Source organism: Undibacterium sp. Ji22W (assembly GCF_049340305.1).
GTDB lineage: Bacteria > Pseudomonadota > Gammaproteobacteria > Burkholderiales > Burkholderiaceae_D > Undibacterium.
Window position 1 is genome coordinate 208,427 of the sequence record NZ_JBMPOU010000004.1, and the last position, 25,960, is coordinate 234,386.

Sequence of the window (25,960 nt, forward strand, 5' to 3'; positions counted from 1 at the left end):
AATCAAATTTGCAAAAAAAAATCCCTGGTGCTAACACACCAAGGATTTCTTCTATTCGAAAACTTATTTTACTTCTTACGCTGCGGAGGCAAATCTGTGCAAACGCCTTTGTAGACTTCAGCGGCCATCCCCATCGTTTCACCTAAAGTCGGATGCGGATGAATCGTCTTACCAATATCCACTGCATCAGCACCCATTTCAATTGCCACTGCCAGCTCGCCGATCATGTCACCAGCATGCGTCCCAACAATGGCGCCGCCGATGATGCGCTTGCTTTCGGCGTCAAAAATCAGCTTCGTAAAGCCTTCAGGACGACCGTTAGCCACTGCACGACCAGAAGCAGACCATGGGAATACACCCTTCTCTACTGCTAAACCTTTCGCCTTAGCTTCATCTTCCGTTACACCAACCCAAGCCACTTCTGGATCGGTGTAAGCGACGGATGGAATCACGCTAGCATCAAAATAAGCTTTGTGTCCTGCTGCAGCTTCAGCAGCCACATGCGCTTCATGCACAGCTTTATGAGCCAGCATTGGTTGTCCCACCAAGTCGCCGATCGCAAAAATATGCGGCACGTTTGTGCGCATTTGACTGTCGACATTGATGAAACCACGGTCGGTCACAATTACACCAGCTTTATCTGCCGCGATCTTTTTACCATTTGGACTACGCCCAACTGCCACCAAAACCAAATCATAAAGCTGTGGAGCTGGTGCAGTTGCGCCTGCCTCTGCGGCTTCAAATGTGACTTTAATTCCCTCTGGAAGTGCTTCCACGCCAACTGTTTTGGTTTTCGTCATCACATTATCGAAACGATGTTGATTATGTTTTTGCCAAACCTTGACCATATCGCGATCAGCGCCTTGCATCAGGCCATCCATCATTTCAACCACGTCAATGCGCGCACCGAGGGTTGAATACACAGTTGCCATTTCTAAACCAATGATGCCTCCGCCGATGACCAACATACGCTTTGGAATTTGACGCAATTCCAAGGCGCCTGTGCTATCAACGATACGTGGGTCTTCCGGTACAAACGGCAATTTCACAACGGCAGAACCGGCTGCAATAACAGCCTGCTTAAATTGCACAACTTTCTTGCTGCCGTCGTTTGCTGTCACTTCTACATGATAGGGACTGAGGAATTGACCGACACCCTGAATGACATTGACTTTGCGCATCTTCGCCATGCCAGTTAAACCAGTCGTCATTTTTTTCACAACGCCATCTTTGTGTGCACGCAATGCATCAAGATCGATTTGCGGTTTTGCAAAAGTGACGCCATGACCAGACATATTCGCGGTTTCATCAATCACTGCCGCAACATGCAACAAGGCTTTTGAAGGAATACAGCCAACATTCAGGCACACACCGCCCAAGGTAGCATAACGTTCAACCAAGACCACGTTCATGCCAAGATCGGCAGCACGGAAAGCCGCGGAGTAACCGCCAGGTCCCGCACCCAAAACCATCATGTTGCATTCCACATCGACCGCACCGCTGTATCCGGATGCAGCTGGTGCTGCAATCGCTGCTGTCGTCGGTGTTGCTGGGGCCGCAGTTGCCGCTACAACACTCGCTGTTGCGCCAACACCTTCGACCAAGACTAACAAACTACCTTCGGCGACTTTATCGCCGACTTTAACTTTAATTTCTTTCACCACGCCAGCGTGGCTGGATGGGATTTCCATGCTGGCTTTATCGGATTCGACCGTGATCAACGATTGGTCAACTTTGACCGTGTCGCCGACTTTCACCATTAATTCGATGACTTCAACTTCTTTAAAGTCACCGATGTCGGGAACTTTAACTTCGATGATACCGACCGAGACAGGTGCAACAGCAATTTGTGCTGGCGCGGCCGCAGCTGAAGTTGGCGCTGGAGCAGCGGGGGCAACGACTGCTGGTGCCACCACGGATGCCGCGACACCTGCTGCCTCCACGAAAATCATCAGGCTACCTTCAGCGACTTTATCGCCGACTTTAACTTTAATCTCTTTGACTACGCCAGCGTGACTCGATGGAATTTCCATACTGGCTTTATCAGATTCAACCGTGATCAACGATTGATCGACCTTAATCGTGTCGCCGACTTTGACCATGACTTCAATAATTTCAACTTCTTTAAAATCGCCGATATCCGGGACTTTAACTTCAATTATGCTCATATTTTAGCTCCAATTTTATTCTTCGTAGGGTGGGCATGTGCCCACCGTTATCAGCCAATATTTACCTTACGCGTGGGCACAACAGCGTGCCCACCCTACGTTTTTTAAAGCATCGTCTTACGCAAATCCGCGAGAACGTCCGCCAGATATGCAGTGAATTTCGCCGCCATCGCGCCATCGATCACGCGGTGATCGTAGGACAAAGACAAAGGCAACATCAAACGCGGTACGAATTGTTTGCCGTCCCACACTGGTTTCATCGATGACTTAGACAAGCCGAGAATGGCGACTTCTGGTGCATTGATAATCGGTGTGAATGCTGTACCGCCGATGCCGCCCAAAGAAGAAATCGTGAAGGTTGCACCCTGCATGTCGGCTGGCTTTAACTTGCCATCACGCGCCTGTGCAGACAACTCACCCATTTCTGTAGCGATTTGTGACAGCGTTTTTTGATCCGCGTTTTTGATCACAGGCACCACCAAACCATTCGGTGTATCCGCTGCAAAACCGATGTTGTAATACTGCTTCAAAATCAGGTTTTCACCCGTCGCATCCAAAGAGGCGTTGAAGGCTTTGAACTTCTTCAGTGCTGCCACGCTAGCTTTAATCACGAATGCCAACATCGTCAATTTCACACCGGATTTTGCCAAGGCATCGTTCGATGATTTACGGAAGTCTTCCAAGCCTGTGATATCGGCTTCGTCAAATTGGGTGACATGTGGAATCATGACCCAGTTACGATGTAAATTCGGGCCGCTGAGTTTTTTGATGCGCGACAGTGGCAATAATTCAGTTGTGCCAAACTTGCTAAAGTCTAATGAAGGCCACGGCAAGAGATTCATGCTTGAGCCACTACCGTTACTGCTCGCAGCTGCAACTGGTGGATTGGCAGCGCCTGCCACCACACCTTTAACGTAATTCTGTACATCTTGTTGGGTAATGCGACCTTTAGGTGCAGTGCCTGGGACTTTGCTTAAATCAACGCCGAGTTCACGGGCGAATTTGCGGATTGACGGTGAGGCGTGTGATTTGCCTGCTGCCGCAGTGGCAACGCCTGCAATCGCTGGCGCCGCTGCTACTGGAACTGGAGCAGCAACAAGAGCTGGGGCTACAGCAGCCACTTGAGCCGGAGCTGCTGCCGGTGCTGGTGCGGATGCAACTGGAGCAGACGCTGCGGCAGCGCCATCGGCTTCAACGATCACAACCAAAGATCCGAGCGCGACTTTATCGCCAACTTTTACTTTGATTTCTTTCACGACACCCGCGTGGCTGGATGGAATTTCCATACTTGCTTTATCGGATTCTACGGTGATCAAAGATTGATCAACTTTGATCGTATCGCCGACTTTTACCATCAACTCGATGACTTCCACTTCTTTGAAATCGCCGATATCCGGGACTTTGACTTCTACTGTACTCATCATTTTCTCCATTTACTCCCTCCCCTTCATAGGGGAAGGCTGGGGTCAGGGCTAATAAATTAAGCGCTCTTGTAGCTCTTGTAAGGCGGGCGGAATCCGCGCTGCTCAGGTGCACGATGGGCCGGCGGAGCGGGTTGCAACCGCCCTACAAATTCGCATTAAACGCAATTTTCAATTAAACAGTCACCGGATTTGGCTTATTCGGATTGATGCCATATTTTTCAATCGCTTGCGCAACCACAGAAGCAGAAATTGCACCTTCGTCCGCCAAAGTTTTCAATGCAGCGATCGCCACAAAATAGCGATTCACTTCAAAGAACTCACGCAATTTAGCACGGCTATCAGAACGACCAAAACCATCAGTTCCCAAAACTTTATAGCTACGATCTTTAGGAATAAATGCACGGACTTGTTCTGCGTAAGTACGCATGTAATCGGTGGCAACCACGATAGGGCCAGCCGTGTCTTTCAAACATTCAGCAATGTAAGGTACACGTGGTGTGTCAGTCGGATGCAACATATTCCAACGCTCGGCATCTTGGCCATCACGCGCCAACAATGTGAAGGATGGTGCAGACCAAATATCGGAAGCAATACCCCAATCATTCATCAACAAATCAGACGCTGCGATCACTTCACGCAGGATCGTACCTGAGCCTAACAACTGTACACGGTGCTTAGTCTGTGCTTCCGATTTTTTGAAGGAGTACAGACCTTTGATGATGCCCTCTTCTTGACCTGCAACCAGACCCGGATGCGCGTAGTTCTCATTCATCACGGTGATGTAGTAGAACACGTCTTCTTGATTGGTGACCATACGACGCAAACCGTCATGAATGATGACCGCAACTTCATGTGCAAATGTAGGATCGTAAGGCACGCAGTTAGGAATCGTCGATGCCATCACATGGCTATGACCGTCTTCATGTTGCAAACCTTCGCCGTTCAAAGTCGTACGACCAGCAGTACCACCGATCAAGAAACCACGTGCGCGCATATCCGCAGCTGCCCACGCCAAGTCACCGATACGTTGCAGACCGAACATGGAGTAGTAAGTGTAGAACGGGACCATCACACGGTTATTGGTCGAGTAGGAAGTCGCCGCAGCGATCCATGAGCTCATACCACCAGCTTCGTTGATGCCCTCTTGCAAAATCTGGCCAGCCTTGTCTTCGCGATAGTACATAACCTGATCTTTATCGACTGGCTCGTACAACTGACCGACTTGGCTGAAAATACCGATTTGACGGAACAAGCCTTCCATACCGAAAGTACGGGATTCATCAACCATGATAGGCACGACACGCTGACCGAGGCTGCTGTCACGCAACAAAGAAGTCAAAACACGAACGTAAGAAGCCGTTGTTGAAATTTCACGGCCTTCAGCAGTCGGTTCTAGCATCGCTTGGAACGCTGACAATGGCGGCACGGTCAACATTTCATCCGCTTGTTGACGACGTTGCGGCAAGTAACCACCAAGTGCCGCACGGCGCTCTTGCAGGTACTTCATTTCCGGCGTGTCATCTGCAGGTTTGAAAAATGGAATCGCTGGTAAATGTTCGTCCGCAATCGGCAATTGGAAGCGATCACGCAAAGCCTTAATGGCTTCGTCGTCAAGCTTTTTGGTATTGTGTGCTGTGTTACGCGCTTCGCCGGATTTTCCGAAACCAAAGCCTTTAATACTTTTCGCCAAAATGACCGTCGGTTGATCAACGCTGTCTTGCGCGACTTTAAATGCTGCATAAATCTTATGTGGATCATGACCACCGCGGGTTAGGCGCCAGATATCGTCATCCGACATGTGCGCGACCATCGCTAAAGTGCGTGGATCTTTACCAAAAAAATTAGCTCGTACATAAGCGCCATCTTTGGCTTTGTAATTCTGATATTCACCATCAACGGTGTCCATCATGATCTTACGCAACGCGCCGTCTTTGTCTTTCGCCAGTAAGTCATCCCAGCCAGAGCCCCAGATCACTTTAACGACGTTCCAACCTGCACCACGGAAATCAGATTCGAGTTCTTGAATGATTTTGCCATTGCCACGCACTGGACCGTCAAGGCGTTGCAAATTACAGTTAACCACCATCACCAAATTATTCAACTTCTCACGACCCGCCATACCAATCGCGCCCATGGATTCTGGTTCATCCATCTCGCCGTCACCGCAGAAAGCCCAGACTTTGCGTTTTTCAGTGTCGGCAATGCCACGTGCATGCAAATACTTGAGGAAACGCGCTTGATAAATCGCCATCAACGGACCGAGGCCCATAGACACCGTCGGGAACTGCCAAAAACTTGGCATCAGTTTTGGATGTGGGTAAGAAGACAAACCTTTACCATCGACTTCGCGGCGGAAGTGAATCAATTGATCTTCGCTCAAGCGGCCTTCGAGGAAAGCGCGAGCATAAATACCTGGAGATGAGTGACCTTGAATGTACAAAAGATCGCCACCGTGATCCGCTGTCGGTGCATGCCAGAAGTGATTAAAACCTATGCCCAACATATTCGCCAAAGACGCAAAACTGGATAAGTGACCACCCAAGTCACCATCAACACGATTAGCCTTAACCACCATTGCCATCGCATTCCAGCGCATATAAGAGCGCAGACGCTCTTCAATTTCCAGATTACCAGGGCAATGTGCACCTTTGTCAGCTGGAATGGTATTTACATAGGCTGTGTTACTAGAAAACGGGATATTCGCACCGCGACGGCGCGCCAGATCCATCATGCGTTCCATCAGATAATGCGCGCGATCCGGACCTTCCGTATCGATCACCGACTCTAAAGCATCGAGCCACTCATTGGTCTCGATCACATCAGGGTCATTCACGGCTTGCGCCAAAATTTGGTCTATTTGTGACATACGGTCTCCTCGTTGATCATTCTTAATTAGCTGAATTCACCTGTTTTCATTACAACTCTTTTATTGTTTCAGACTACGGCGCGCTACACCTGCCTCTATTTTTTGAGTCGGTTTTCTAGCTTGTCTGAAATACGCCAAAAGCTCAATGAATTTTGGATCTGAATTTTAAAACTGAAGCATTCTAACAGCAGTTTTCGCAAATTTCAAATTGCGATATGTAATTTCATAATGTGATATTCGTGTCGCAGCGCAACATACGCAATTGCTGATTTTTTGATACTTTTTGTGAGTATTGCCTTGCGGCTTGATAAGCACCGGAAAAAAAATTAGCCCTGCTTAGTCAGCCAAAATTATTCGACATCATTCAATACAGCAAGATCGCTCAGGTACAAAATAGTGGCATTTATCAAACAATCTTGTTTGTCGTTTTTTTCAGCATTTTTTTCAAAAACGACCAACACTGATTCATCAAACAATCATTACAAGTTAAGAACAGATAAGTTAAAGCTGCACTAAATCTGATTTGACAAGATTTGTACCGATTTTCTCTACTACAGTTAGGCTTTTTGAATGCCATTTCAAATGAAAAAGCCCGTCATCCTTTATAATCACGGCTTATCCTTTCTTTGCAAACCTGGCTAAACAGAAGTTGAGAATTTAATTCACTTCCACATCTGCCACCTTTCCGAGTACACCATCATGACGGCACAAATCATTAGCGGCACCCAGCTTTCTCAACAAATTCGTGAAGATGTCACCAATCGCGCTGCAGCGTTGACCGCGCAAGGTAAACAACCTGGCCTTGCAGTGATTTTGGTCGGTGAGAATCCAGCATCACAAGTCTATGTTCGTAATAAAGTTAAAGCTTGCGAAGATTGCGGTTTTTATTCTGTACTGGAAAAGTATGACGCCGATCTGAGTGAAGTAACTTTACTGGCACACATAACACGCCTAAATGATGATCCGAAAATCAATGGTATCTTGGTGCAATTGCCTTTGCCTGCGCATATCGATGCGAATAAAGTAATCGAAGCGATTGCGGCTGAAAAAGACGTAGATGGTTTTCATATCAGCAACGCTGGTTTGCTGATGACAGGTCAGCCTTTATTCCGTCCTTGCACGCCCTACGGCGTAATGAAGATGCTGGAGTCCATCGACTATCCGGTACGTGGCGCGAATGCTGTCGTGGTCGGTGCTTCAAATATTGTCGGCAAACCGCAAGCCATGTTGCTCTTGCAAGCAGGTGCTACCGTCACCATATGCAATTCTAAGACCCGTGATTTGGGTTCACATACACGCAACGCTGACATCCTTGTCGTAGCTACTGGCAAACGCAACATCGTGACTGCCGATATGGTCAAACCCGGCGCTGTGGTACTCGACGTCGGCATGAACCGCGACGATGAAGGCAAATTATGCGGTGACGTTGATTTTACGAATGTGAAAGAAGTGGCAGGATACATTACGCCAGTACCAGGCGGTGTCGGCCCAATGACGATCACGATGTTATTAGTCAATACGATAGAAGCTGCAGAAAGAACTTAATAAAATGACCGAAATGATGACTCCATTGATGGAACAAGCGAACCCCCTGCTCGACTTTAGCGACCTGCCCCGTTTTGACGATATCACGCCGGAGCATGTCAGCTCTGCAATTGATGCTTTATTGACTGAATGTCGTCAAGTCGTGACTCAATTAGAAGGTCCGATAGCGAACATCCAATGGGATAACTTCGTCACACCACTAGAAACGGTAACGGAAAAACTGGGGCGCGCTTGGGGCATCGTGAGTCATCTCAATTCAGTTCGCGATACACCAGAACTGCGTGCGGTCTATAATGAAAACCAACCTAAAGTCACCGAATTCTGGACTGAACTTGGTCAAAACTTACATTTATTTCAGCACTACAAAGCCTTAAATGCGAGCGCAGACTACACGAAATTAAGCCCAGCTCGCAAAAAAATCATCGGTAATGCTTTGCGTGATTTCAAGCTCGGCGGCGCAGAACTCGCGGACGATAAAAAGAAACGTTACGCAGAAGTGCAAGAAAAACTCGCATCCTTATCGACCAAATTTTCTGAAAATGTTTTAGACGCGACCAATGATTACAAGCTTTTGATCACGGATATCGCCGAACTCAAAGGATTGCCAGAAGAAGTTTTACAAGCAGCTCAGCACGCCGCAGAACAAGATGGAAAAGCTGGTTATCAGTTCAGCCTGCATTTCCCCTCGTATTTCCCACTACTGCAATATGCTGAAAATCGCAGTGTACGCGAAACCATTTATCGTGCGAACGCAACCAAAGCCTCCGAATTAGGCGGTCACCCTGAATGGGATAACACAAGCATCATCGACCAATTGTTAAGCCTACGCCAAGAAGAAGCTGAATTACTCGGATACGAGAATTTCGCGGAAGTTTCCTTGCTACCGAAGATGGCGGAAAGCGCAACGCAAGTCGAAAGCTTTTTATTGGATCTGGCGAATAAGGCCAAGCCTTACGCCGAAAAGGACTTAATCGAACTACGTCAATTCGCCAAAGACCAGTATGGTATTGCAGACTTGCAAGCTTGGGACACCACCTTCGCCTCTGAGAAATTGCGTGAGCAACGCTATGCATTTTCTGAGCAAGAAGTGAAACAATATTTTCCAGAACACAAAGTGGTCACAGGATTATTCAATGTCATCCAAACCTTGTTCGCGGTGAATATCAAAACCGATAGCGCAACGACTTGGCATCCTGATGTCAAGTTTTACCGCGTAGAACGCGACGGTGAACTGATTGGTCAGTTCTATGTCGATCTGTATGCCCGTGCAGGAAAACAAGGCGGCGCGTGGATGGACGATGCACGTGCTCGTTGTTTGAAAGCCGGTAGTGTGCAGACACCGGTAGTCTACTTAACTTGTAATTTCAACGCACCCGTGGTGGTGGACGGCGTAACCAAGCCCGCCACCTTTACGCATGACGAAGTCATTACGCTGTTCCACGAATTTGGCCATGGCCTGCATCAGTTGTTGACCAAAGTCGATGACATTTCTGTGTCGGGCATTTCTGGTGTGGAATGGGATGCCGTTGAATTACCATCGCAATTCATGGAAAATTTCTGCTGGGAATGGGATGTTTTGCAGCAAATGACAGCGCATGTCGATACAGCTGAGCATTTGCCACGCAGCCTGTACGACAAAATGATCGCTGCCAAAAATTTCCAATCTGGCTTACAAACATTACGTCAAGTTGAGTTTGCCTTGTTCGATATGCGTCTACATGACGGCAGCGCCCGTGCTGCCAATCTTAGCGTGGCACAAGTGCTGCAACAGGTAAGAGACCAAGTTGCAGTATTACAACCACCGGCCTTCAATCGCTTTCAGCACTCGTTCGGGCATATTTTTTCAGGGGGCTATTCGGCTGGTTACTTTAGTTATAAGTGGGCTGAAGTTTTGTCGGCAGATGCTTATGCAGCATTTGAAGAAGTCGCTAAAATCGAAGGTAGTAGCCTGTCTCGCACCGTTGGTCAAGCTTTCCAAACCGAGATTCTGGAAATGGGTGGATCACGTCCTGCACTTGAATCCTTTGTTGCATTTCGTGGGAGAAAACCATCAATAGATGCCTTATTACGCCATAATGGCATGATTCAATAAAAATAATTGTTACGGAGATTTTGATCATGTTTGTAGCACCGACTCACATTCGTCAACTTGGCTTCGCTTGTGCACTAATCGTTAGCGGTACGGGCGTGTTGCTAAGTCCTTTAGCTTCAGCACAAATGTACAAATGGATAGGTGCCAACGGCAAAATTGTCTACAGCGATACGCCACCACCCGCGAATGCTAAAAAACTGAGTACCAAAGCGTTGGATAACACAGCCACTATTTCTAACGTTCGTTTGCCGGTGGAACTAGCGGCAGCTGTGGCAAAAAATCCTGTGACATTTTATTCTGCAGCTAATTGTGGCGTCTGTAACGAAGCACGCAATATGCTAAAACAAAATGGAATACCGTTCCTAGAAAAAGCCATCAAGTCGCCAGAAGATGTAGAAAAACTCAAACAAGTCAGTGGCGATACACAGATTCCTTTCATGTTGATCAACAAGAGTAAGTTCTCTGGCTTTGAAGCCGCCGAATGGCGTACTGCATTAAGTTCTGCAGGTTATCCTGAAACAAGTATGCTACCAAAAGACTACCGTTATCCAGAACCAGAATCTGCCGCGCCAGCAGTTGCCAGTGCAGCCAAGCCTACGGACAATACACCGAAAGAAATACCACGACCAAAATCGACTTCAGCTTCTGGCATCCGTTTCTGACTTATTTTTGCCAATTTTAATTTATGACCAGAGTCGATTTTCACAGTCAGGTACAAGACAAAATTCACTACAGCTGCCGCCTGATACGCAAAGCACGTGCAGCGAATTGTCAGATACTGGTACTTAGCGAAGATGTACAGCAAGCACAAGCCTTAGATCAGGCATTGTGGAATTTTTCAGCGAGTGATTTTCTGCCACATGTCATGCTGGAGAGTCCGCTTGCGCCGAAAACGCCCATCGTTATCACCACGTTGTTGCGAGCGTCACTGCCACATTATGATGTGCTGATCAATCTGAGTCAGCAATTACCCGATAACTTTCAACAATTTAGCCGCGTGATCGAAGTGATCTCGCAGCAAGAACAAGACGCCGCCAGCGGTCGTCAACGATTTCGCCTATATCAACAACAAGGTATAAAACCTTCTCATCTTGTGGCAAGTACATCATGAATGATCAAATCGATGAAAGTATTCCCGTCTTGACCGAAATCATTTCGGCACCAAATGACGCTCCACCGTTAAGTAAAAGCAAAACAGAATCGCATTTCCCATTTGTCGCGGACAACAGTCATCTCAACAAGCCATCAAGCAGTAAGCCACTCGCAACAGCACTTGCATCCGCAAAAGAGGTGTTGACACACCCCGATTCGCAAGCTCTGTTATTGGAAAAGACCGCTGCGCTAACAGATAAGGCACAATCAATTAGCGCTGAGGAATGGGTTCAGTTAGAACAAACCATACGTGAAAATGTCTTGCGGCAAGTCTTATCTAGGGTTGATTTCGTTCTAGAACACCGCGTTAGTGATAGCCTAGCGGATGTTCTACAAACTGCAGTCGATAGGCTTGCTGATGAGATACGCGCAGGCTTACGTCAGAGCATCGAAGAGGTCGTAACGCGAGCTCTAAATCAAGAAATTACTAAGCTTAAGGGTAGCAGTCGCTGAATCTACTTAGCAACTCTGACGTTTAATTCAGGTCCCTTTTCATCGAAAGAGATTCTTGTAGAGAACTTCGCACGCTTCATCGGGAAACGTGAGTGAAAGTGCCGCACATTGCCAGACCCTGAAATCGCACGACGTACAAATTGATAATAGGCTTCCATATCAACGACATGGATGACCAGAAAATAATCAATCTCACCTGAGACGAAATAGCACTGCATCACTTCTGGCTCATGATTCATACAAGCCTCGAAATCATGCATGCGCTCATCAGACTGATTTTGCAGTGATATTTCCAAAAATGCGAGCATTCCATACCCAATGGAAAATGGATCGACCATTGCCACATCCGCACTAATCACGCCAGAATCACGTAAAGTTTTAATTCTACGCAAGCAAGTTGGCTGTGAAATATGCAATTTTTCCGCCAACACCCGTGTCGGCGTTTGATTATCTTTTTGCAACAAATTGAGCAATTTGCGATCAACTTTGTCGAGAGTGTGAAATTTAGCCATAGGAGTACTAAGAAGTGCGAAATAAAACTAAGTCGGGTGGACTATACAAAAATTATTGCGCGCAGAAATAAGAAAAAGGCCCGGTCAAGACCGAGCCCTCTTCGCAAAAAATCATTGATTACTTTAAACTTAAAACCCACTTCACCAAAGTTTTTGCTTCTGCTTCGGATACCTGCGCATTCGCTGGCATTGGAATAGCACCCCACGCGCCACTGCCGCCCTTCAACACTTTGGTGACTAATTTCGCTTCCGCAGTTTTATCTGCCGCGTATTTTTTTGCTACATCTTTGAATGCTGGGCCCAAAATTTTGTTATCTACACTATGGCAGCTCATGCAATTTTTGGATTTTGCCAAATCCGCATTTGCCATCGCAGAACCGGACGCTAACAAAGTGACTGCAGCAAACAATAAAGTCGTTTTCATTCAAAATCTCCTGATCAATAAAAAGTGCAACAATTTCAAAAATAGTCTTTCCCTATTCTACCGCTTTTTCCCTCATACTGAGAAATGCAACGCCAAGCAATTTGCTTTGGTTGACCGGAAACAGAATAGTGCCTATGATAAAGCCAGAACCGCATAGCAAGCTTCGAACTCAAAGACGATAAACCCCTGATTAACTGCAAACACTTTTTACCCCGCCCCATTTATGAAACTCTTGATCGTTGTTGTCGCCTTATACATTTTAAAGCTGCTTGACCTGAGCTTCATGGAAAATGTCTCGTGGTGGTGGATCAACGCCATCGGTTTTTTTGCATTTTTATGGTTTGAATATTTTGAACGCATGCTAGGCTTAGATAAACGAAAAGACGACATGCTGCATGAAAAAATGCTAAAAGAACGTCAAAAACGTCAATTCAATATCAGAAAGAAATAATCCTTTCAGCCTAGTGCACATACATTTGTAGCGAAACAAACATGTGCCACGCGTCTCACCACTTAACAGACTTATGCAAATCGAACTGCGTCAGCTCCGATATTTTGTCGCGGTTGCAGAAGAACTACACTTTGGGCGTGCCGCAAGTCGCCTACACATGACACAGCCACCTTTATCGCAGGCAATTCAAAGCCTCGAAGCGGAACTAGGCGCTGCCCTTTTTCATCGCACAACCAGGCACATACAACTAAGTGCTGCAGGCTTGGTGCTATTACCTGAAGCGAAGCGCTTGTTAGCACAAGCAGAATTGCTGCCAGAAATCGCTCAACGTGCTGCAGCGGGTGCAATCGGTGAACTACGCCTAGCATTTGTTTCTATCGCTGATTACAGTATCTTGCCGCCCGCCTTGCGAAGTTTTCGCCGGGATTTTGACAAGGTAAAAATTGCCTTACACGAAGCGACTAGCGATAAACAATTCGACTTGCTCGAAAATGATGAGATCGATGCAGGCTTATTGATTCCTCCCATTCCAGATCGCCTCCAGCATTTGCTTCACTACCGTAAATTGGCTAACGAAAACTTAATCCTAGCCTTACCTGAAGGCACAGAGAAACGCCGTCATCCAGAAAAAATAAGTAGTTATAAAGATTTGCCATTAATACTTTTTCCGCGCAAAATTGCGCCTGCCCTGCACGACACGATTTTGGGTTGTTTCCGCGAAGCTGGCTTAACACCAGTCATTGCGCAAGAAGCCATACAAATGCAAACCATTATTGCGCTGGTGTCAGCAAATATGGGAATGGCACTCGTGCCTGAATCCGTCGCCAACTTACAGCGTACAGGTGTGCATTATCAGACTTTAGATTTACATCCAGCGATGCAAAATTGTGTAGAGCTAGGAATCGCCTGGCGGCGCGATTCCACCTCGCCAGTTGTGCAAGCTTTTTTAGACCTTTTAGAAGAATAAACTCATGTTGGTACATCCTAATTTTGACCCTGTTGCACTCGATCTGGGTTTTATGAAAATCCACTGGTACGGCATCATGTACCTGGTCGCATTCGCTCAATTCGTCATCTTAGGCCGTTTGCGTTTGCGGCTGCCACATATTGCGGCTTTAGGTTGGACCAAGGAACATATCGACGACATGCTGTTCTATGGCGTACTTGGTGTAGTACTTGGTGGTCGCCTAGGTGAAGTGATTTTTTATCAGCCTAACTACTTTTTCCATCATCCGCTCGAAATATTTATGGTGTGGAAAGGTGGTATGTCGTTTCATGGTGGCTTTCTGGGTGTCTTGATTGCGATGTCGTTATGGGCACGGCAAGCTAAAATGCCTCTAGTTCACGTGTATGACTTTATCGCTCCGTTGGTGCCGCTCGGCTATGCGGCTGGACGCTTCGGTAATTTCATCAATCATGAATTACCCGGTCGCGCTGCTGCTGCCGATTTCCCGTGGGCGATGCAATGGCCAGACGTACCCTATCCAGTTCATCCTTCTCCAATTTATCAAGCCTTAGTCGACGGTATTTTGTTATTTGTGATCGTCTGGATATTTGCACGCAAATCACGCCCAGCATTGGCAGTCGGTGCCTTATTTGTGATGCTCTATGGCTGCGCCCGTTTCTTCACTGAATATTTCCGCACCCCCGATTACGAAGTCAGTTTTATTGGCATGACCATATCTGCAGGACAAATGCTATCGCTACCGATGATCGTGGTGGGTGCTGTATTGCTGGTGATGGCGTATGCCGGAAAGTTTACGCCAGCAAAATCAAGCCCAGCACCAGTCAAATCAAACAACAAACCGAATAAGCACAAGAAATAAAAGCAACACTTCACGACAAAACACAATAAAACAAAATAAGACCTTGGCACAAGTTTCGCGAACGCCTAAATTTTAGTGAGCACAGCACACTTTTGATTGAATACAGTGAGCATCGCAGAATCAAAATTTGTGCACGCTCAGCTCGCATAAAGGTCTCAAAATAAAATTCCCCACCAGGAGACAACATCATGGAAAGCATTAGCTGCGAACTTCAAGGCAACCTCGCCTATATCACCATCTCCAATCCCGACCGGCTCAATGCCTTGAATATGGGAATGTGGAATGCGCTCACCACGCATTTTACGGATTTGCACCAAAACCCCGACTTGCGCTGCATCATCATCCGCGGTGCGGGCGGCAATTTTGCGGCTGGTGCCGACGTACAAGAATTTGCTACGGTGCGCAATACGCTGGCCGATGGCATGCGTTATCACAATCAAGTCATTGCCGCTTCATTAAAAGCCATCAGCGAATGCCAACATCCAGTCGTGGCTGCAATTGAAGGCGTGTGTGTCGGGGGTGGATTAGAAATCGCGATTTCTTGCGATATTCGGATTGCTTCGCCGAATGCAAGATTCGGCATTCCCATTAACAAGTTAGGGTTTCCTTTAGCTCCGAAAGAACTCAAGAGTTTGTTAGGCTTAGTTGGCAAAGCAGTTGCTTCAGAAATTTTACTCGAGGGCAGAATTTTGAATGCCATCGAGGCAAAGCAAAAAGGTTTAGTACAACGACTTTCCGATGACGTACCGGGTGAAGCGCTCGAGACTGCACAAAGAATCGCGCTCGGCGCACCACTTGCCGCTCGCTTGAATAAAAAATTTATTCGTCGTTTAAGCTTTGCCCCACAACCTTTAGATGACAATGAACAATTAGAAGCCTTCTCATTTTTAGAAACGAATGACTATCAGGAAGGTGTGCTAGGCTTCTTGGCCAAACAAGTTCCCGTATTCACAGGAACTTAAGGCTAGAACTTAAGACCGGAACATCACACTAAAATAAATTTCAATCGCTGCTTTATGAATGCCAACCTCTACGCACTTTTCGCTGCAAACTTTCCTAGCGATTTGTCTCGCTGCTGTATAGAAACACACGATACGCGCTATTTCAGTTGGTTAGATATCGAACACGCCAGCGCCAAACTCGCCAATCTATTGGCTAGCTTAGATTTAGAGCCAGGGGCGAGAATTGCGGTACAAGTAGAAAAATCGCCCGAAGCACTGATCTTGTATCTGGCGACTTTGCGCGCTGGCTATGTTTTCTTGCCATTGAACACCGCCTATCAGCATGCAGAAATTTCCTATTTCATCAAAGATGCGGCACCAGAAGTAGTCGTATGTTCTCCACAAAATTTTGGCTGGGTTTCACAAATCGCGTTTCAGGCTGGCAGCCAACATGTGTTCACTTTAGACGCGCCGACACAAGGAAATAATCGCGGTAGTCTGCTAGATCGTGCCTCAACTATGTCCGATCAATTCACTACCGTTCATAGTCAAGCAAACGATCTGGCAGCAATCCTTTACACATCAGGCACCACAGGTCGCAGCAAAGGCGCGATGCTGAGTCATGACAATCTCGCCTCGAATGCAAAGGTCTTGAAAGACGCCTGGGGCTGGCAGAAAGACGATGTGCTATTGCATGCACTGCCCTTATTTCATGTCCACGGATTGTTTGTTGCTTCCCATGGAACGCTTCTCAACGGTAGCAAGATGATCTTTCTGCCGAAGTTCGATGCAGATCAGGTGCTACATTATCTGCCGCAATCAACTGTAATGATGGGTGTGCCAACGTACTATGTACGACTGCTACAAGATAGCCGCTTAAATCATTCACTTTGTTCCAAGATTCGCTTGTTTATATCTGGTTCGGCGCCATTACTAATGGAAACCTTCCGTGACTTCAAACTACGTACTGGGCACACCATCTTAGAACGCTATGGCATGAGCGAAACGACGATGCTGGTGTCCAATCCCTACCATGGTGAGCGAAAAGCGGGCACCGTTGGGATGCCCTTGCCGGGCGTCGATGTGCGCGTTGTAAGTTCTGACGGCACAATTGGTCATGCGGGAGAAATTGGCGATATCCAGGTCAAAGGCGCTAACGTCTTTCAAGGCTATTGGCGCATGCCGGATAAGACCGCAGAAGAATTTACTTCCGATGGCTACTTTCGCACTGGCGATGTCGGCACATTCGATCGTGATGGTTATTTGAGTATCGTCGGGCGTAGCAAAGATTTGATTATTTCAGGTGGCTACAATGTCTACCCGAAAGAAATCGAAAGCATGATTGATGACATGCCTGAAGTAGTCGAGTCCGCGGTCATCGGCTTAGCACATGCAGATTTTGGTGAAGCGGTATGTGCGGTGATTGTATTAAAAAAAGCGGAGACGCTGGACTCAGCAACAGTCGTCACACGTTTGAAATCGCAAATCGCTAACTTCAAAGTGCCTAAGCAAGTTTTCTTCGTGAGCGAGTTACCGAGAAATGCGATGGGAAAAGTACAGAAAAATTTGCTCAGGCAGCAGTTTCAACTTTAAGTTTTACTTTTTGTCCAACAGTTTCAATACGGCTTTCCATTCCGCAGCGGTCACAGGAGTAATGGACAGACGACTCCCTTTTTGCAACACCACCATACTTTCCAGCGCTTCATTGGCCCGCATCTCTGCCAGACTCAATATGCGTGTTTTACGAATTGCTTTCACATCCACCAAAATCCAACGCGGATTTTCTGGTGTGGCTTTCGGATCGTAATAGTGACTCTTCATGTCAAACTGCGTCGCATCGGGATAAGGCATACTGGCAACTTCCGCAATGCCAACCACTCCCGGTTCATCGCAGCTAGAGTGATAAAACAAAACCCCATCACCAAGCTGCATTTGGTCCCGCATAAAATTCCGCGCTTGATAGTTACGCACGCCAAACCAAGGTGCAGCACCAATACGCAAGGCGTCGTCTATGCTGACTTCACTGGGTTCGGATTTCATTAGCCAGTATTTCATTCCTGTAGCTTCCTTAATCTCAATTCATCAATACAAGGTTTCGTTCATTCATTTCTAGAAGCAGCCATTTTCGCATAACGCTTAGATTCCTCAATATTCTTACGTCCATATCGGTCATCTTCATATAACTTAACCAATCCCAATTGTGCAGCGTGTGATCCCAATGCGGCTGCACGCTTCCAATTAATTTCGGCGAGCGCAATATCTGCTGGCGCAGAATCTACCGAATTTAGATACCGTTCACCCTTCAAATACAAGTCCAGTGCAATCTCGGTATTTGATCGGAATTCTGCCTTATCCAACTTTACTTCTATCGTTTTTCCAGCGCTACCAAGATTCGAAACGACAGATAGCACCATTAGCACAACAACTATTAACACCACGAGTGGCGCTGACCACTCACTATTTTTGAAAAATTCTCTGATTGTGACGAAATTCAACTTCGGCGGCTGAAAAAACTTATACTCCACAGCCCGTTTATGCCATGTCTGCAAATTCTCATACTTCGTCACCATAGCCAACCATGTCGGATAACTGCTCAACATCTCATCGATAAAATAAATGTTCTCACGCAAAAATTGCTTGGTCGGTGGCGCGTCATTTCTGGCGAGGCGTATCAAACCGACTTGCCGATTAGTGCGCGCCTCATCTTGCAAATTGAATGCACTCATTTCATCGACTGCACGATCAAGGTAATACCCAAAGTCATGAAATCTTAATAGTCTGTGTTTGTCTTGATGCCAGCCAAAACACTTCACCGCAGCGCCAAACAAATCACCATTACCTGTCTGCCAGCCTTGCGCTAATCGTTCGGCTATTAGCCACTCAAACAAGTCGCGGATTTCCACATTAATTAAACGCTCGTCATCCAAATACATACGCAACAGAAACTCCGTCTGCCCCACTTCTTCTGCTTTTTCACCTAGATGCTGCAAAAATTCCATAAAAATATGACGGGCAATATCGATTGCATAAACGACCTGCTCTTCTGCATTTTCTACGGCATTGGAAGTTGGCTGTTGCGGAACAAGTTCGGGCGATGCGGTGTTCTCCGTGTATCCTCTAGCATCGGCAACTGCATCCCCCATCGCAAAAGTTGCCGCATTTGGCTCGCTGTTCATATGTTCCTGAGTAGAGCCCAATTCCGTCGACTGCTCAGACTCAGCATTTTGCTCAGCAATATACTGCTCGCGCCATTCTTTACTCCGAGCCCAAGCTAAAGCACGCACATATTCCTCACGCAGATTTTGAAAACCTTCGAGATCATTATCCTGATCGATCTGCTTGAGCGCTTTAGCATAGGCGCGTTTAATCATGCGTTCATCGACATCTTGCTCGATACGATGATCAATAAAAAAAGCGGGTATATCAAACATAATTCGCTCTTTGCTTATTCAGTGAAATCGGGATGCAATACGACGTCTTGCTCAATTTGATCAAGCGCTTCGGAAAATTGCTTTTGTGCTGGCGTAATCAGTTTAGGATTTTGCGTTTCGATCACACGTTCAAATTCAGCAATCTGATGACTCAGCCAATCACGCGCCTCGCCTTTCAATTGTTGATACACGCGATCAGCGCGTGCCAACAAGGTCCGAACTTCCAGTGCATCACGCGGATGCATTTTCAATTTTTCCAACTCCACTAGGCGCTTGGCGATTTCATCCTCGGTAAGTAGACCGGGATTACCTTGAATGAGCATTTTTTGCACTTTCTGCGTGCGTATCACCGTCGCCTGCACTTCCAACAAACCATTCACATCGTAGGTAAAACGAACATCTACACCGTTCTGATCACGCGGTAAAGGCTCCAGATTCAATTCCAATGAACCTAATAAAATATTATCTTTGACCAAGCGTGATTCGCCTTGATAGATATCGAGTTGCAATAATTTTTGATTGTCTTCAATCGGATAATATTGCGCAACACGGCTGATAGGAACCGTACTATTTCTTTCAATAATCGGTGAAAAATGTCCACTGACATTTTTGTTATTCGCCAAGCGCATCGCCACTTCCACACCCAAAGAATACGGTGCAACATCCGTCATCACCACTTCATCAAGTGCAGCATCTTTCATTTTTAAACCAGCCTGAACCGCAGCGCCCATCGCCACCACTTCATCCGGATTGATTTCGCTAGCAGGAAAACGTCCAAACATCAAAGTCACCAGACGCTTAACAATCGGCATACGGGTTGCACCGCCCGCTAATACGATACTGTCAAGCTGATTGCTACGTAAATTCGTATCACGTAAGGCGCGCTCGACAGGTTCACGTAGTCGCTTAATGAGTGGTGCAGCTAATTTCGACAAACTCTCTTCGTCGAATTCAAGCTCCAAAGTTTGATCATTGGTCTGCACTTCCATCTTAGATTTTTCTTCAGAGGATAGATCGCGTTTGGCTTTTTCTGCTGCAGCGAAAAGCTGCTGCATAAAACGCGGATCATTGCGCACCTTGGGCGGAAATGCGTGCTTTTCGATAAACGCATCGACCATGATCTTGGTGATATCTTCACCACCTAAATAATTGTCACCGGCAGAAGCCCGTACTTCCATCACGCCATCGAACATCTCCAAAATAGAGACATCAAAAGTGCCACCGCCCAGATCAAAAACTAGGAAGCGGCATTCGTCTTTAAACTCATGCATGCCATAAGCCAAAGCCGCTGCGGTCGGTTCGTTGACCAGTCGCTCAACCTTCAGGCCAGCGAGTTGCCCCGCTGTGCGCGTCGCTTTGCGCTGCGCGTCCGAAAAATACGCTGGAACTGTGATCACTGCTTCGGTCACAGCTTCACCTAAAAATGCCTCGGCATCCGCTTTCAAACTCTTCAGGACAAATGAAGACAATTCTTCAGCGCGAAATTCACGCTTGCCCAATTTGATTTTTTTGTCGCTGCCCATGTAGCGCTTGAAAACTGCGGCGGTCACTTCAGGATGTGTTTGCAAACGCTCTTTGGCTGCGCGTCCGACCAAAATACTGCCATCATTATCGACGCTGACACAAGATGGCGTTAAAGTGTCGCCGAGACTATTGGGTATCAAGTGCGACTTTCCATCACGCCAGATCGCCACTAAGCTATTGGTCGTACCCAAATCAATGCCGATTATCATGCTGCATACCTTTTTTCCGAGCAAAAAATAAGTGCACGATATCTTTCGCAGCAGACATAGTGCACTTCCTATTTTCGTGTTGACGAACTTGAGTCATTGTAAAAGGAATCAGATGGATTGACAATTTTTGCAAGCTGAAGTCCGACCGGAGATATTTAACACTGCACAATATTTTCAACAACAATCACAAGAGCATCCGCACGTAGATTTCATCAAAAATGGAATTCATGCATCTATTGCCCTGAGCCCACCATTTCCCGAATTTTTACTGCCTTCTCAAAGTGATTCAATTGATGAAGCTTTATCCACCAGACTGCAGCCTCCATCAGAAGCTCAGGGTCATCGTTTTTATTGGCAAAGAATGCGTAAAAAGATAAGCCCACACCCTCTCCTTTTGCATCAATTTTCTGATTGAAAACGTCGATTATTTTGGCGCGTAATTGTTTTCTCATTGGGATTTTTGGGTCGTAATTTTTGTGATGATTAATCTTAAATTGATCAAGACAACTGCTGTGCGCCAAATCTGAATAATCAACGTCGTCACACTAAATCAATTGTTGCGGATACTAGCATTACGAAATGATTTAGTACAACGACGGCGGACCTTTGGAAAAAATATTTACGTCAACTGAACAACGTGTGATTCTTCTTTATCCCATTATCCATCTCGAAATCATATATAGTTACCCATCTTCCACTTACGAAAATGAAATATTTTCTTGTTCCAAAACTACACCTTCAAGTTAATTTATCAGCCGTTTGACTTTATCAAATCAGCCTTAAAAATATGAAGAACTTTCAATCTCAGGAGCATTCGAAAAATAAGAAAGCATAAAAAAATGCCCTCACCTAACGACTAGTGAAGACCTTCATCAAAAACAAATTCCTACATCAAGCCACCACCGAAGTCTGAATTGTATTCATCACATTCACCGGCGTAATCAAATCAAACAAAACCGTATTCGGCACTGCTTCGCTATTCGGATGCAAAGCAAAGTATTTGGAGATGTCTTTTGCCTGACGCAGTTGTATTGCTTGTGCGATCTTGCGTACGTCTTGGTAATACTGATCGACGACATTGCGTAAAGCATTATCGGTAAAGCCGTAGGTGTCCTGTAAGAAATCACTGGACGGTTCTAATACGCCGCGGCCAAATACGGATTGTGGGTAAGGGCCTTGGCCTTGGCCTTGGCCTGTGGCTGAGGCGTTGAGTTGGATGTCTAAGAAGTTCATTCCGCCTACTGCCGGATAGGTGTCAGTTTGAGAGGGCATACAGGCGAGAATGTCGGCTGGTGTCCACTGACTGGATGCTTTATTTATTGGTGGTGCATACATCAGCGTGGATGCATTCGGGACGAAAGCAGCCTGATTATAAGCACCGCCGTTGATGACCGTGTGTTGTACTGAGAACTGCCAGACAAACATGGTTAACACTTCTTTTAATAACACTGCAGTGGTCACACTGGCGGGAAAGCTTTGCGTTTGTTTGATGCCATCGACATAATTAAATGCATGAATTAGTTTATTGAAGAAGCGCTGTAATTGCACGCGCCTACCACATCGCGACCCCCGTTCGGATAATAGGTGTCGAACTTGCTGTAAGTCACTTCACCTCTTTTGATGCTGACGATAAACAGCTCATACAGGAAAATTAAGCTGTCTTTAAAGTGCCTGATAACTTGTAGGTGGTGAAGATGATGCCGGACGGGAATGCCTGAGTGCTGACGAGTTCAAATGAGCAAGGGGGAGTGCCCTCCGCAAAGATGCGCTTCCCTGTGCCCAGCAACACCGGATAAACCGCCAACAGAAGCTCATCCACCAGACCATGTTCAAGCAGAGTCGAGGTCAACGTGGAACTTCCGGACAGAACCAGATCTGGACCGTCTTGCGCTTTGATACCTTGAACATCTGCAACAATATCTGGCCCAATTCCTTCGACTGGCCCCCACTCAAGAGTATCCGGATGATGGGTAACGACATATTTTGTTGCTGCATTTAAGAGATCACCCATAGGATTACTCGGCGCTTTAGGCCAAAAACCTGACCATATATCGTAGGTGTGACGACCGAGCAGCAGATCAAGCCCGCTGCCATAAGCCGCAAGCATGGCCTCTCTCCCTGCTGGACTACGGTACGGCGCAGTCCAATCACTATAGGCAAAATTGTCGCCATCGGCAGAATGTTGAATGACACCATCCAGCGAGATATGTTCGATGATTTTCAGTTTTCTCATACGACTCTCCTTAATCAGAATAATAGACTCCACTATACAACGACGTTTCTCAATAAATGAGGAATGACATGTAAGCAGCTAAGTAGCGAAGAAAATCACAGAATACTTCAACTCAGGTTTTAGCCATCGCCTTCATTTCATTGCTATTCACCGATTTGACCTGCACAGGAAGTAGAAAATAGGCAGTAACACCAACGCCCGCTCCGGCAACCAGCGCCATCAAACTGGTGCGAAATGGCGCGGCAGTAGCGAATATCACCAGCGGAATCAGTGCACCAATGGCGCCAAAAATCCAACTTCGCAGTAGCCCGAATTTGCACAGTATCAAATAGACCGGGACACCGACGACCGCTATACCGAAATAAGTGAATGGAAGTCCCACAGAAATAGCGAAAACAATTCCCCAAGTAAAATCTGAAGCAATGCCAGCGTCTGAACTGCCCAGCCCTCCAATGACAATCATAGGCATGCTAGCCAGCGGCGCTATTAATAGGGATTTCCAAGGGATCAAATATTTTGTCATGGCGCTTGACTTGGGGTTAGTCGAAATAAGGCTTGCTGCGCAAGCATCGAAGAGGAAATTGTGGACAAGAATCGAATGTCATATCACTTCAGTGCTGGTGGCAATCTGCTTCCCCAGCCAAGTGATTCATCGCCGTTTGCAGAGATTGTCACGTAGGCGTAGTGCGCCTCTTTTGCACCATCATGAATACGCCAAAAATGATGCGAATTTGAACCTTCTGGAAACACGCCCAAATATGTCAAATGGTCGGCTTTCAATGCATCTTTATCAAAGATAGACATTCCATACTCGCGCCTGAGGTAACGTGGCAATTCTCGCTCAATGGAATCAGATAAGCCTGTTTTACCGAACCAGTCAGCGTCTTCAAGCACTTGCTCTTCCTTTTCCATCAGCGCCAGCTTTTCCCGCACGCTCTTCTTATATTCGGGGCTAGCAAGATAGGCCCGCATATCGTTTTGCGTATTCACAGCTAGTTTCGATGTAGTGGAAGATTCAGATTGATTTCGATTACAAGCTACGCAAGAAAATATCGCGAGAACTGCAAGAATTTTTGAGGTATGTACCATGATAGCAGCGTGCGATTGCATATCTTCCCTGGACGTTCGATGTGGCGTTAATCCCTACAAGAAGAGCAAGATAGCGGATTAGTTCAAAAAATTCAATTTAACTTATTTTTTAAATACGATACCGATTGTTGACCGAAAATAGCGCCCACTTGGACGTCTAACAAAATACGTAACGGTTCGCCAGATCGACTATAAACGCGGGCTGCAAATACGCCAAAAACACCAAAGCCAATATCGCCGCAATCAACAGCGATATTAGTAGTTGGCGCATGGTCAAGAATGATTTCATATACTCAATTCTATCGACAAATCCTCAGAATTTATGCAGCGAGCGGTAACTTTTGTTCACGTGCAATCGCACTTTCGTTGATCGGCAAATTAATCAAAGTCGCAAAAATACCAAGTCCAACAACGACCACCCAAACCGCATCGTAGTTTCCATTCTTGGTGTACATATAGCCGCCCAACCAGGCACCGATGAAACTGCCTAACTGGTGGGAGAAGAACACAAAGCCAGATAACATGGAAAGATATTTCAAACCAAAAATACCTGCGATTACGCCGTTGGTGAGCGGCACGGTCGACAACCACAGCAAGCCGATTGCTGCGGCAAAAACATAGACGCTGTAAGTACTAATTGGCGCAAGTACAAACAAGGCAATCACGATACTGCGACTAAGATAAATGCTGGATAAGAGGTAACGCTTAGGAAATAACCCACCGAGTTTACCGGCACCATACGATCCGAAAATATTAAATAAACCAATCAACGATAAGGCAATCACCGCAACACTTGGATCGATGATGCCTTTATCTTTTAAATATGCAGGCATGTTCATACCGATAAAAACCAATTGAAATCCGCACACGAAATAGCCAGCCAATAAAAGCAAGAATGGTTTGTGGGAGAACGCTTCACGTACGGCTTCCATGGTACTTTGTTGTGGCCCGGTATCGACAGCGCGAGTGGGCTCACGTAACTTCCAAGCCATCGGTAACATCACAATCAACATCAATGCCGCCAATACGTACAAGGCGTTTTGCCAGCCTGCATGTTGTATCAATTGCTGATCAACTGGCATCATAAAAAATTGACCGAAAGAGCTGGCAGCCGATGACATACCAAACGCCCACGAGCGTTTTGCCTCGGGTGCAGTACGCCCTATGATGCCACTCACCGCACCGAAAGTAGTACAAGCAAGTGCAGCACCAATCAAGACACCCGAGCCCGCGATAAATGCAAAGGGTTGATTCACCAATGCCATCCACAACAAACCCAACGCAAATAAGACCGCACCTAGGACGATGACTTTGGCAGTGCCTAATTTATCGGCTGCCATCCCGGCGAAAGGCCCGAACACACCCCACATCAAGTTTTGAATCGCAATCGCCATCGAGAAGGTTTCGCGCGTCCAGTGATATTCTTGAGAGATCGGCTGCAACCAAAAACCAAAACCATGCCGCACCCCCATAGATAAGGTCAACACAAATCCGCTTGCGAGCAAAACGGTGGTCAAACTAGGTTGACTGCGGGGAATTGAAATCGTCGTCATGAAAACTTTCAGGCTGAACTCCCGATGTCTGCACATGGGAAAAATGAACTAAGTGGCCAGTGTAGCC

Annotated in this window: 25 protein-coding genes; 10 read left to right on the plus strand and 15 right to left on the minus strand. The window is 46.5% G+C overall.

The window, feature by feature from the left end; translation table 11 throughout:
• Positions 1–68 precede the first annotated feature (68 nt).
• From lpdA to aceE, 3 genes are all read right to left on the minus strand, one after another.
• Positions 69–2,168: a dihydrolipoyl dehydrogenase gene (lpdA, locus tag ACO0KW_RS18485; RefSeq protein ID WP_423054836.1), complete on the minus strand. Its 2,100-nt coding sequence runs from the start codon at positions 2,166–2,168 to the stop codon at positions 69–71.
• Between the two features lie 104 nt (positions 2,169–2,272).
• Positions 2,273–3,589, minus strand: coding sequence for a dihydrolipoyllysine-residue acetyltransferase (aceF, locus tag ACO0KW_RS18490; protein ID WP_423054993.1), 1,317 nt, complete (start codon positions 3,587–3,589; stop codon positions 2,273–2,275).
• A gap of 175 nt (positions 3,590–3,764) precedes the next feature.
• Positions 3,765–6,458, minus strand: coding sequence for a pyruvate dehydrogenase (acetyl-transferring), homodimeric type (gene aceE / locus ACO0KW_RS18495; RefSeq protein ID WP_423054837.1), 2,694 nt, complete (start codon positions 6,456–6,458; stop codon positions 3,765–3,767).
• A 699-nt stretch (positions 6,459–7,157) separates the two neighbouring features.
• On the opposite strand from aceE, the gene folD reads away from it, so the two are divergent.
• The 5 genes from folD to ACO0KW_RS18520 are packed head-to-tail and all read left to right on the plus strand — an operon-like array spanning position 7,158 to position 11,700.
• Entirely contained in the window at positions 7,158–8,003 is an 846-nt protein-coding gene (gene folD / locus ACO0KW_RS18500; RefSeq protein ID WP_423054838.1) for a bifunctional methylenetetrahydrofolate dehydrogenase/methenyltetrahydrofolate cyclohydrolase FolD, read from the plus strand.
• A gap of 4 nt (positions 8,004–8,007) precedes the next feature.
• Positions 8,008–10,095, plus strand: a complete 2,088-nt coding sequence (locus tag ACO0KW_RS18505; protein WP_423054839.1) for a M3 family metallopeptidase — start codon at positions 8,008–8,010, stop codon at positions 10,093–10,095.
• A 26-nt stretch (positions 10,096–10,121) separates the two neighbouring features.
• Positions 10,122–10,757 carry a DUF4124 domain-containing protein gene (locus ACO0KW_RS18510; protein ID WP_423054840.1) on the plus strand — a complete coding sequence of 212 codons (636 nt, stop codon included), beginning with the start codon at positions 10,122–10,124 and terminating at the stop codon, positions 10,755–10,757.
• A 23-nt stretch (positions 10,758–10,780) separates the two neighbouring features.
• Entirely contained in the window at positions 10,781–11,206 is a 426-nt protein-coding gene (locus tag ACO0KW_RS18515) for a DNA polymerase III subunit chi (protein WP_423054841.1), read from the plus strand.
• On the plus strand, positions 11,203–11,700 hold the full coding sequence (locus ACO0KW_RS18520; RefSeq protein WP_423054842.1) for a hypothetical protein: 498 nt from the start codon (positions 11,203–11,205) through the stop codon (positions 11,698–11,700). Before ACO0KW_RS18515 ends, ACO0KW_RS18520 begins: the two co-directional genes overlap by 4 nt.
• Before the next feature lie 2 nt (positions 11,701–11,702).
• Here ACO0KW_RS18520 and ACO0KW_RS18525 read toward each other — a convergent pair whose 3' ends face one another.
• Both ACO0KW_RS18525 and ACO0KW_RS18530 read right to left on the minus strand, forming a co-directional pair.
• Positions 11,703–12,212 carry an Lrp/AsnC family transcriptional regulator gene (locus ACO0KW_RS18525; RefSeq protein ID WP_423054843.1) on the minus strand — a complete coding sequence of 170 codons (510 nt, stop codon included), beginning with the start codon at positions 12,210–12,212 and terminating at the stop codon, positions 11,703–11,705.
• 118 nt (positions 12,213–12,330) lie between these two features.
• Positions 12,331–12,636, minus strand: coding sequence for a c-type cytochrome (locus ACO0KW_RS18530; protein WP_423054844.1), 306 nt, complete (start codon positions 12,634–12,636; stop codon positions 12,331–12,333).
• Between the two features lie 223 nt (positions 12,637–12,859).
• Here ACO0KW_RS18530 and ACO0KW_RS18535 point away from each other — a divergent pair, with 223 nt between their 5' ends.
• From ACO0KW_RS18535 to ACO0KW_RS18555, 5 genes are all read left to right on the plus strand, one after another.
• Positions 12,860–13,087 carry a hypothetical protein gene (locus ACO0KW_RS18535; protein ID WP_423054845.1) on the plus strand — a complete coding sequence of 76 codons (228 nt, stop codon included), beginning with the start codon at positions 12,860–12,862 and terminating at the stop codon, positions 13,085–13,087.
• A 73-nt stretch (positions 13,088–13,160) separates the two neighbouring features.
• Positions 13,161–14,054: a LysR family transcriptional regulator gene (locus ACO0KW_RS18540; RefSeq protein ID WP_423054846.1), complete on the plus strand. Its 894-nt coding sequence runs from the start codon at positions 13,161–13,163 to the stop codon at positions 14,052–14,054.
• Between the two features lie 4 nt (positions 14,055–14,058).
• Positions 14,059–14,913: a prolipoprotein diacylglyceryl transferase gene (gene lgt, locus ACO0KW_RS18545; protein ID WP_423054847.1), complete on the plus strand. Its 855-nt coding sequence runs from the start codon at positions 14,059–14,061 to the stop codon at positions 14,911–14,913.
• 188 nt (positions 14,914–15,101) lie between these two features.
• Positions 15,102–15,875 (plus strand): enoyl-CoA hydratase/isomerase family protein, encoded by a 774-nt coding sequence (locus ACO0KW_RS18550; protein ID WP_423054848.1) that lies wholly within the window; start codon positions 15,102–15,104, stop codon positions 15,873–15,875.
• Positions 15,876–15,929: 54 nt separating this feature from the next.
• On the plus strand, positions 15,930–17,447 hold the full coding sequence (locus ACO0KW_RS18555) for a malonate--CoA ligase (RefSeq protein ID WP_423054849.1): 1,518 nt from the start codon (positions 15,930–15,932) through the stop codon (positions 17,445–17,447).
• A 3-nt stretch (positions 17,448–17,450) separates the two neighbouring features.
• Here the strand turns inward: ACO0KW_RS18555 and ACO0KW_RS18560 are convergent, their stop codons facing one another.
• The 10 genes from ACO0KW_RS18560 to ACO0KW_RS18605 all read right to left on the minus strand — a co-directional run bounded on the left by ACO0KW_RS18560 (position 17,451) and on the right by ACO0KW_RS18605 (position 25,893).
• Positions 17,451–17,909: an EVE domain-containing protein gene (locus ACO0KW_RS18560; protein WP_423054850.1), complete on the minus strand. Its 459-nt coding sequence runs from the start codon at positions 17,907–17,909 to the stop codon at positions 17,451–17,453.
• A 44-nt stretch (positions 17,910–17,953) separates the two neighbouring features.
• Entirely contained in the window at positions 17,954–19,285 is a 1,332-nt protein-coding gene (locus tag ACO0KW_RS18565) for a hypothetical protein (RefSeq protein ID WP_423054851.1), read from the minus strand.
• Positions 19,286–19,299: 14 nt separating this feature from the next.
• Positions 19,300–21,018 (minus strand): molecular chaperone HscC, encoded by a 1,719-nt coding sequence (locus ACO0KW_RS18570; RefSeq protein WP_423054852.1) that lies wholly within the window; start codon positions 21,016–21,018, stop codon positions 19,300–19,302.
• A 233-nt stretch (positions 21,019–21,251) separates the two neighbouring features.
• Positions 21,252–21,470: a DUF6500 family protein gene (locus ACO0KW_RS18575; protein ID WP_423054853.1), complete on the minus strand. Its 219-nt coding sequence runs from the start codon at positions 21,468–21,470 to the stop codon at positions 21,252–21,254.
• A 439-nt stretch (positions 21,471–21,909) separates the two neighbouring features.
• Complete coding sequence (locus ACO0KW_RS18580; RefSeq protein ID WP_423054854.1) at positions 21,910–22,566, minus strand: hypothetical protein; 657 nt, start codon at positions 22,564–22,566, stop codon at positions 21,910–21,912.
• Positions 22,567–22,669: 103 nt separating this feature from the next.
• Complete coding sequence (locus ACO0KW_RS18585) at positions 22,670–23,251, minus strand: dihydrofolate reductase family protein (RefSeq protein ID WP_423054855.1); 582 nt, start codon at positions 23,249–23,251, stop codon at positions 22,670–22,672.
• 112 nt (positions 23,252–23,363) lie between these two features.
• Positions 23,364–23,774 (minus strand): hypothetical protein, encoded by a 411-nt coding sequence (locus tag ACO0KW_RS18590; RefSeq protein ID WP_423054856.1) that lies wholly within the window; start codon positions 23,772–23,774, stop codon positions 23,364–23,366.
• Positions 23,775–23,857: 83 nt separating this feature from the next.
• A complete protein-coding gene (locus tag ACO0KW_RS18595; protein WP_423054857.1) occupies positions 23,858–24,241 on the minus strand; it encodes a hypothetical protein in 384 nt (127 codons plus the stop codon).
• A 256-nt stretch (positions 24,242–24,497) separates the two neighbouring features.
• Complete coding sequence (locus tag ACO0KW_RS18600) at positions 24,498–24,629, minus strand: hypothetical protein (RefSeq protein WP_423054858.1); 132 nt, start codon at positions 24,627–24,629, stop codon at positions 24,498–24,500.
• A gap of 31 nt (positions 24,630–24,660) precedes the next feature.
• A complete protein-coding gene (locus tag ACO0KW_RS18605) occupies positions 24,661–25,893 on the minus strand; it encodes an MFS transporter (protein WP_423054859.1) in 1,233 nt (410 codons plus the stop codon).
• Between the last annotated feature and the right edge of the window lie 67 nt (positions 25,894–25,960).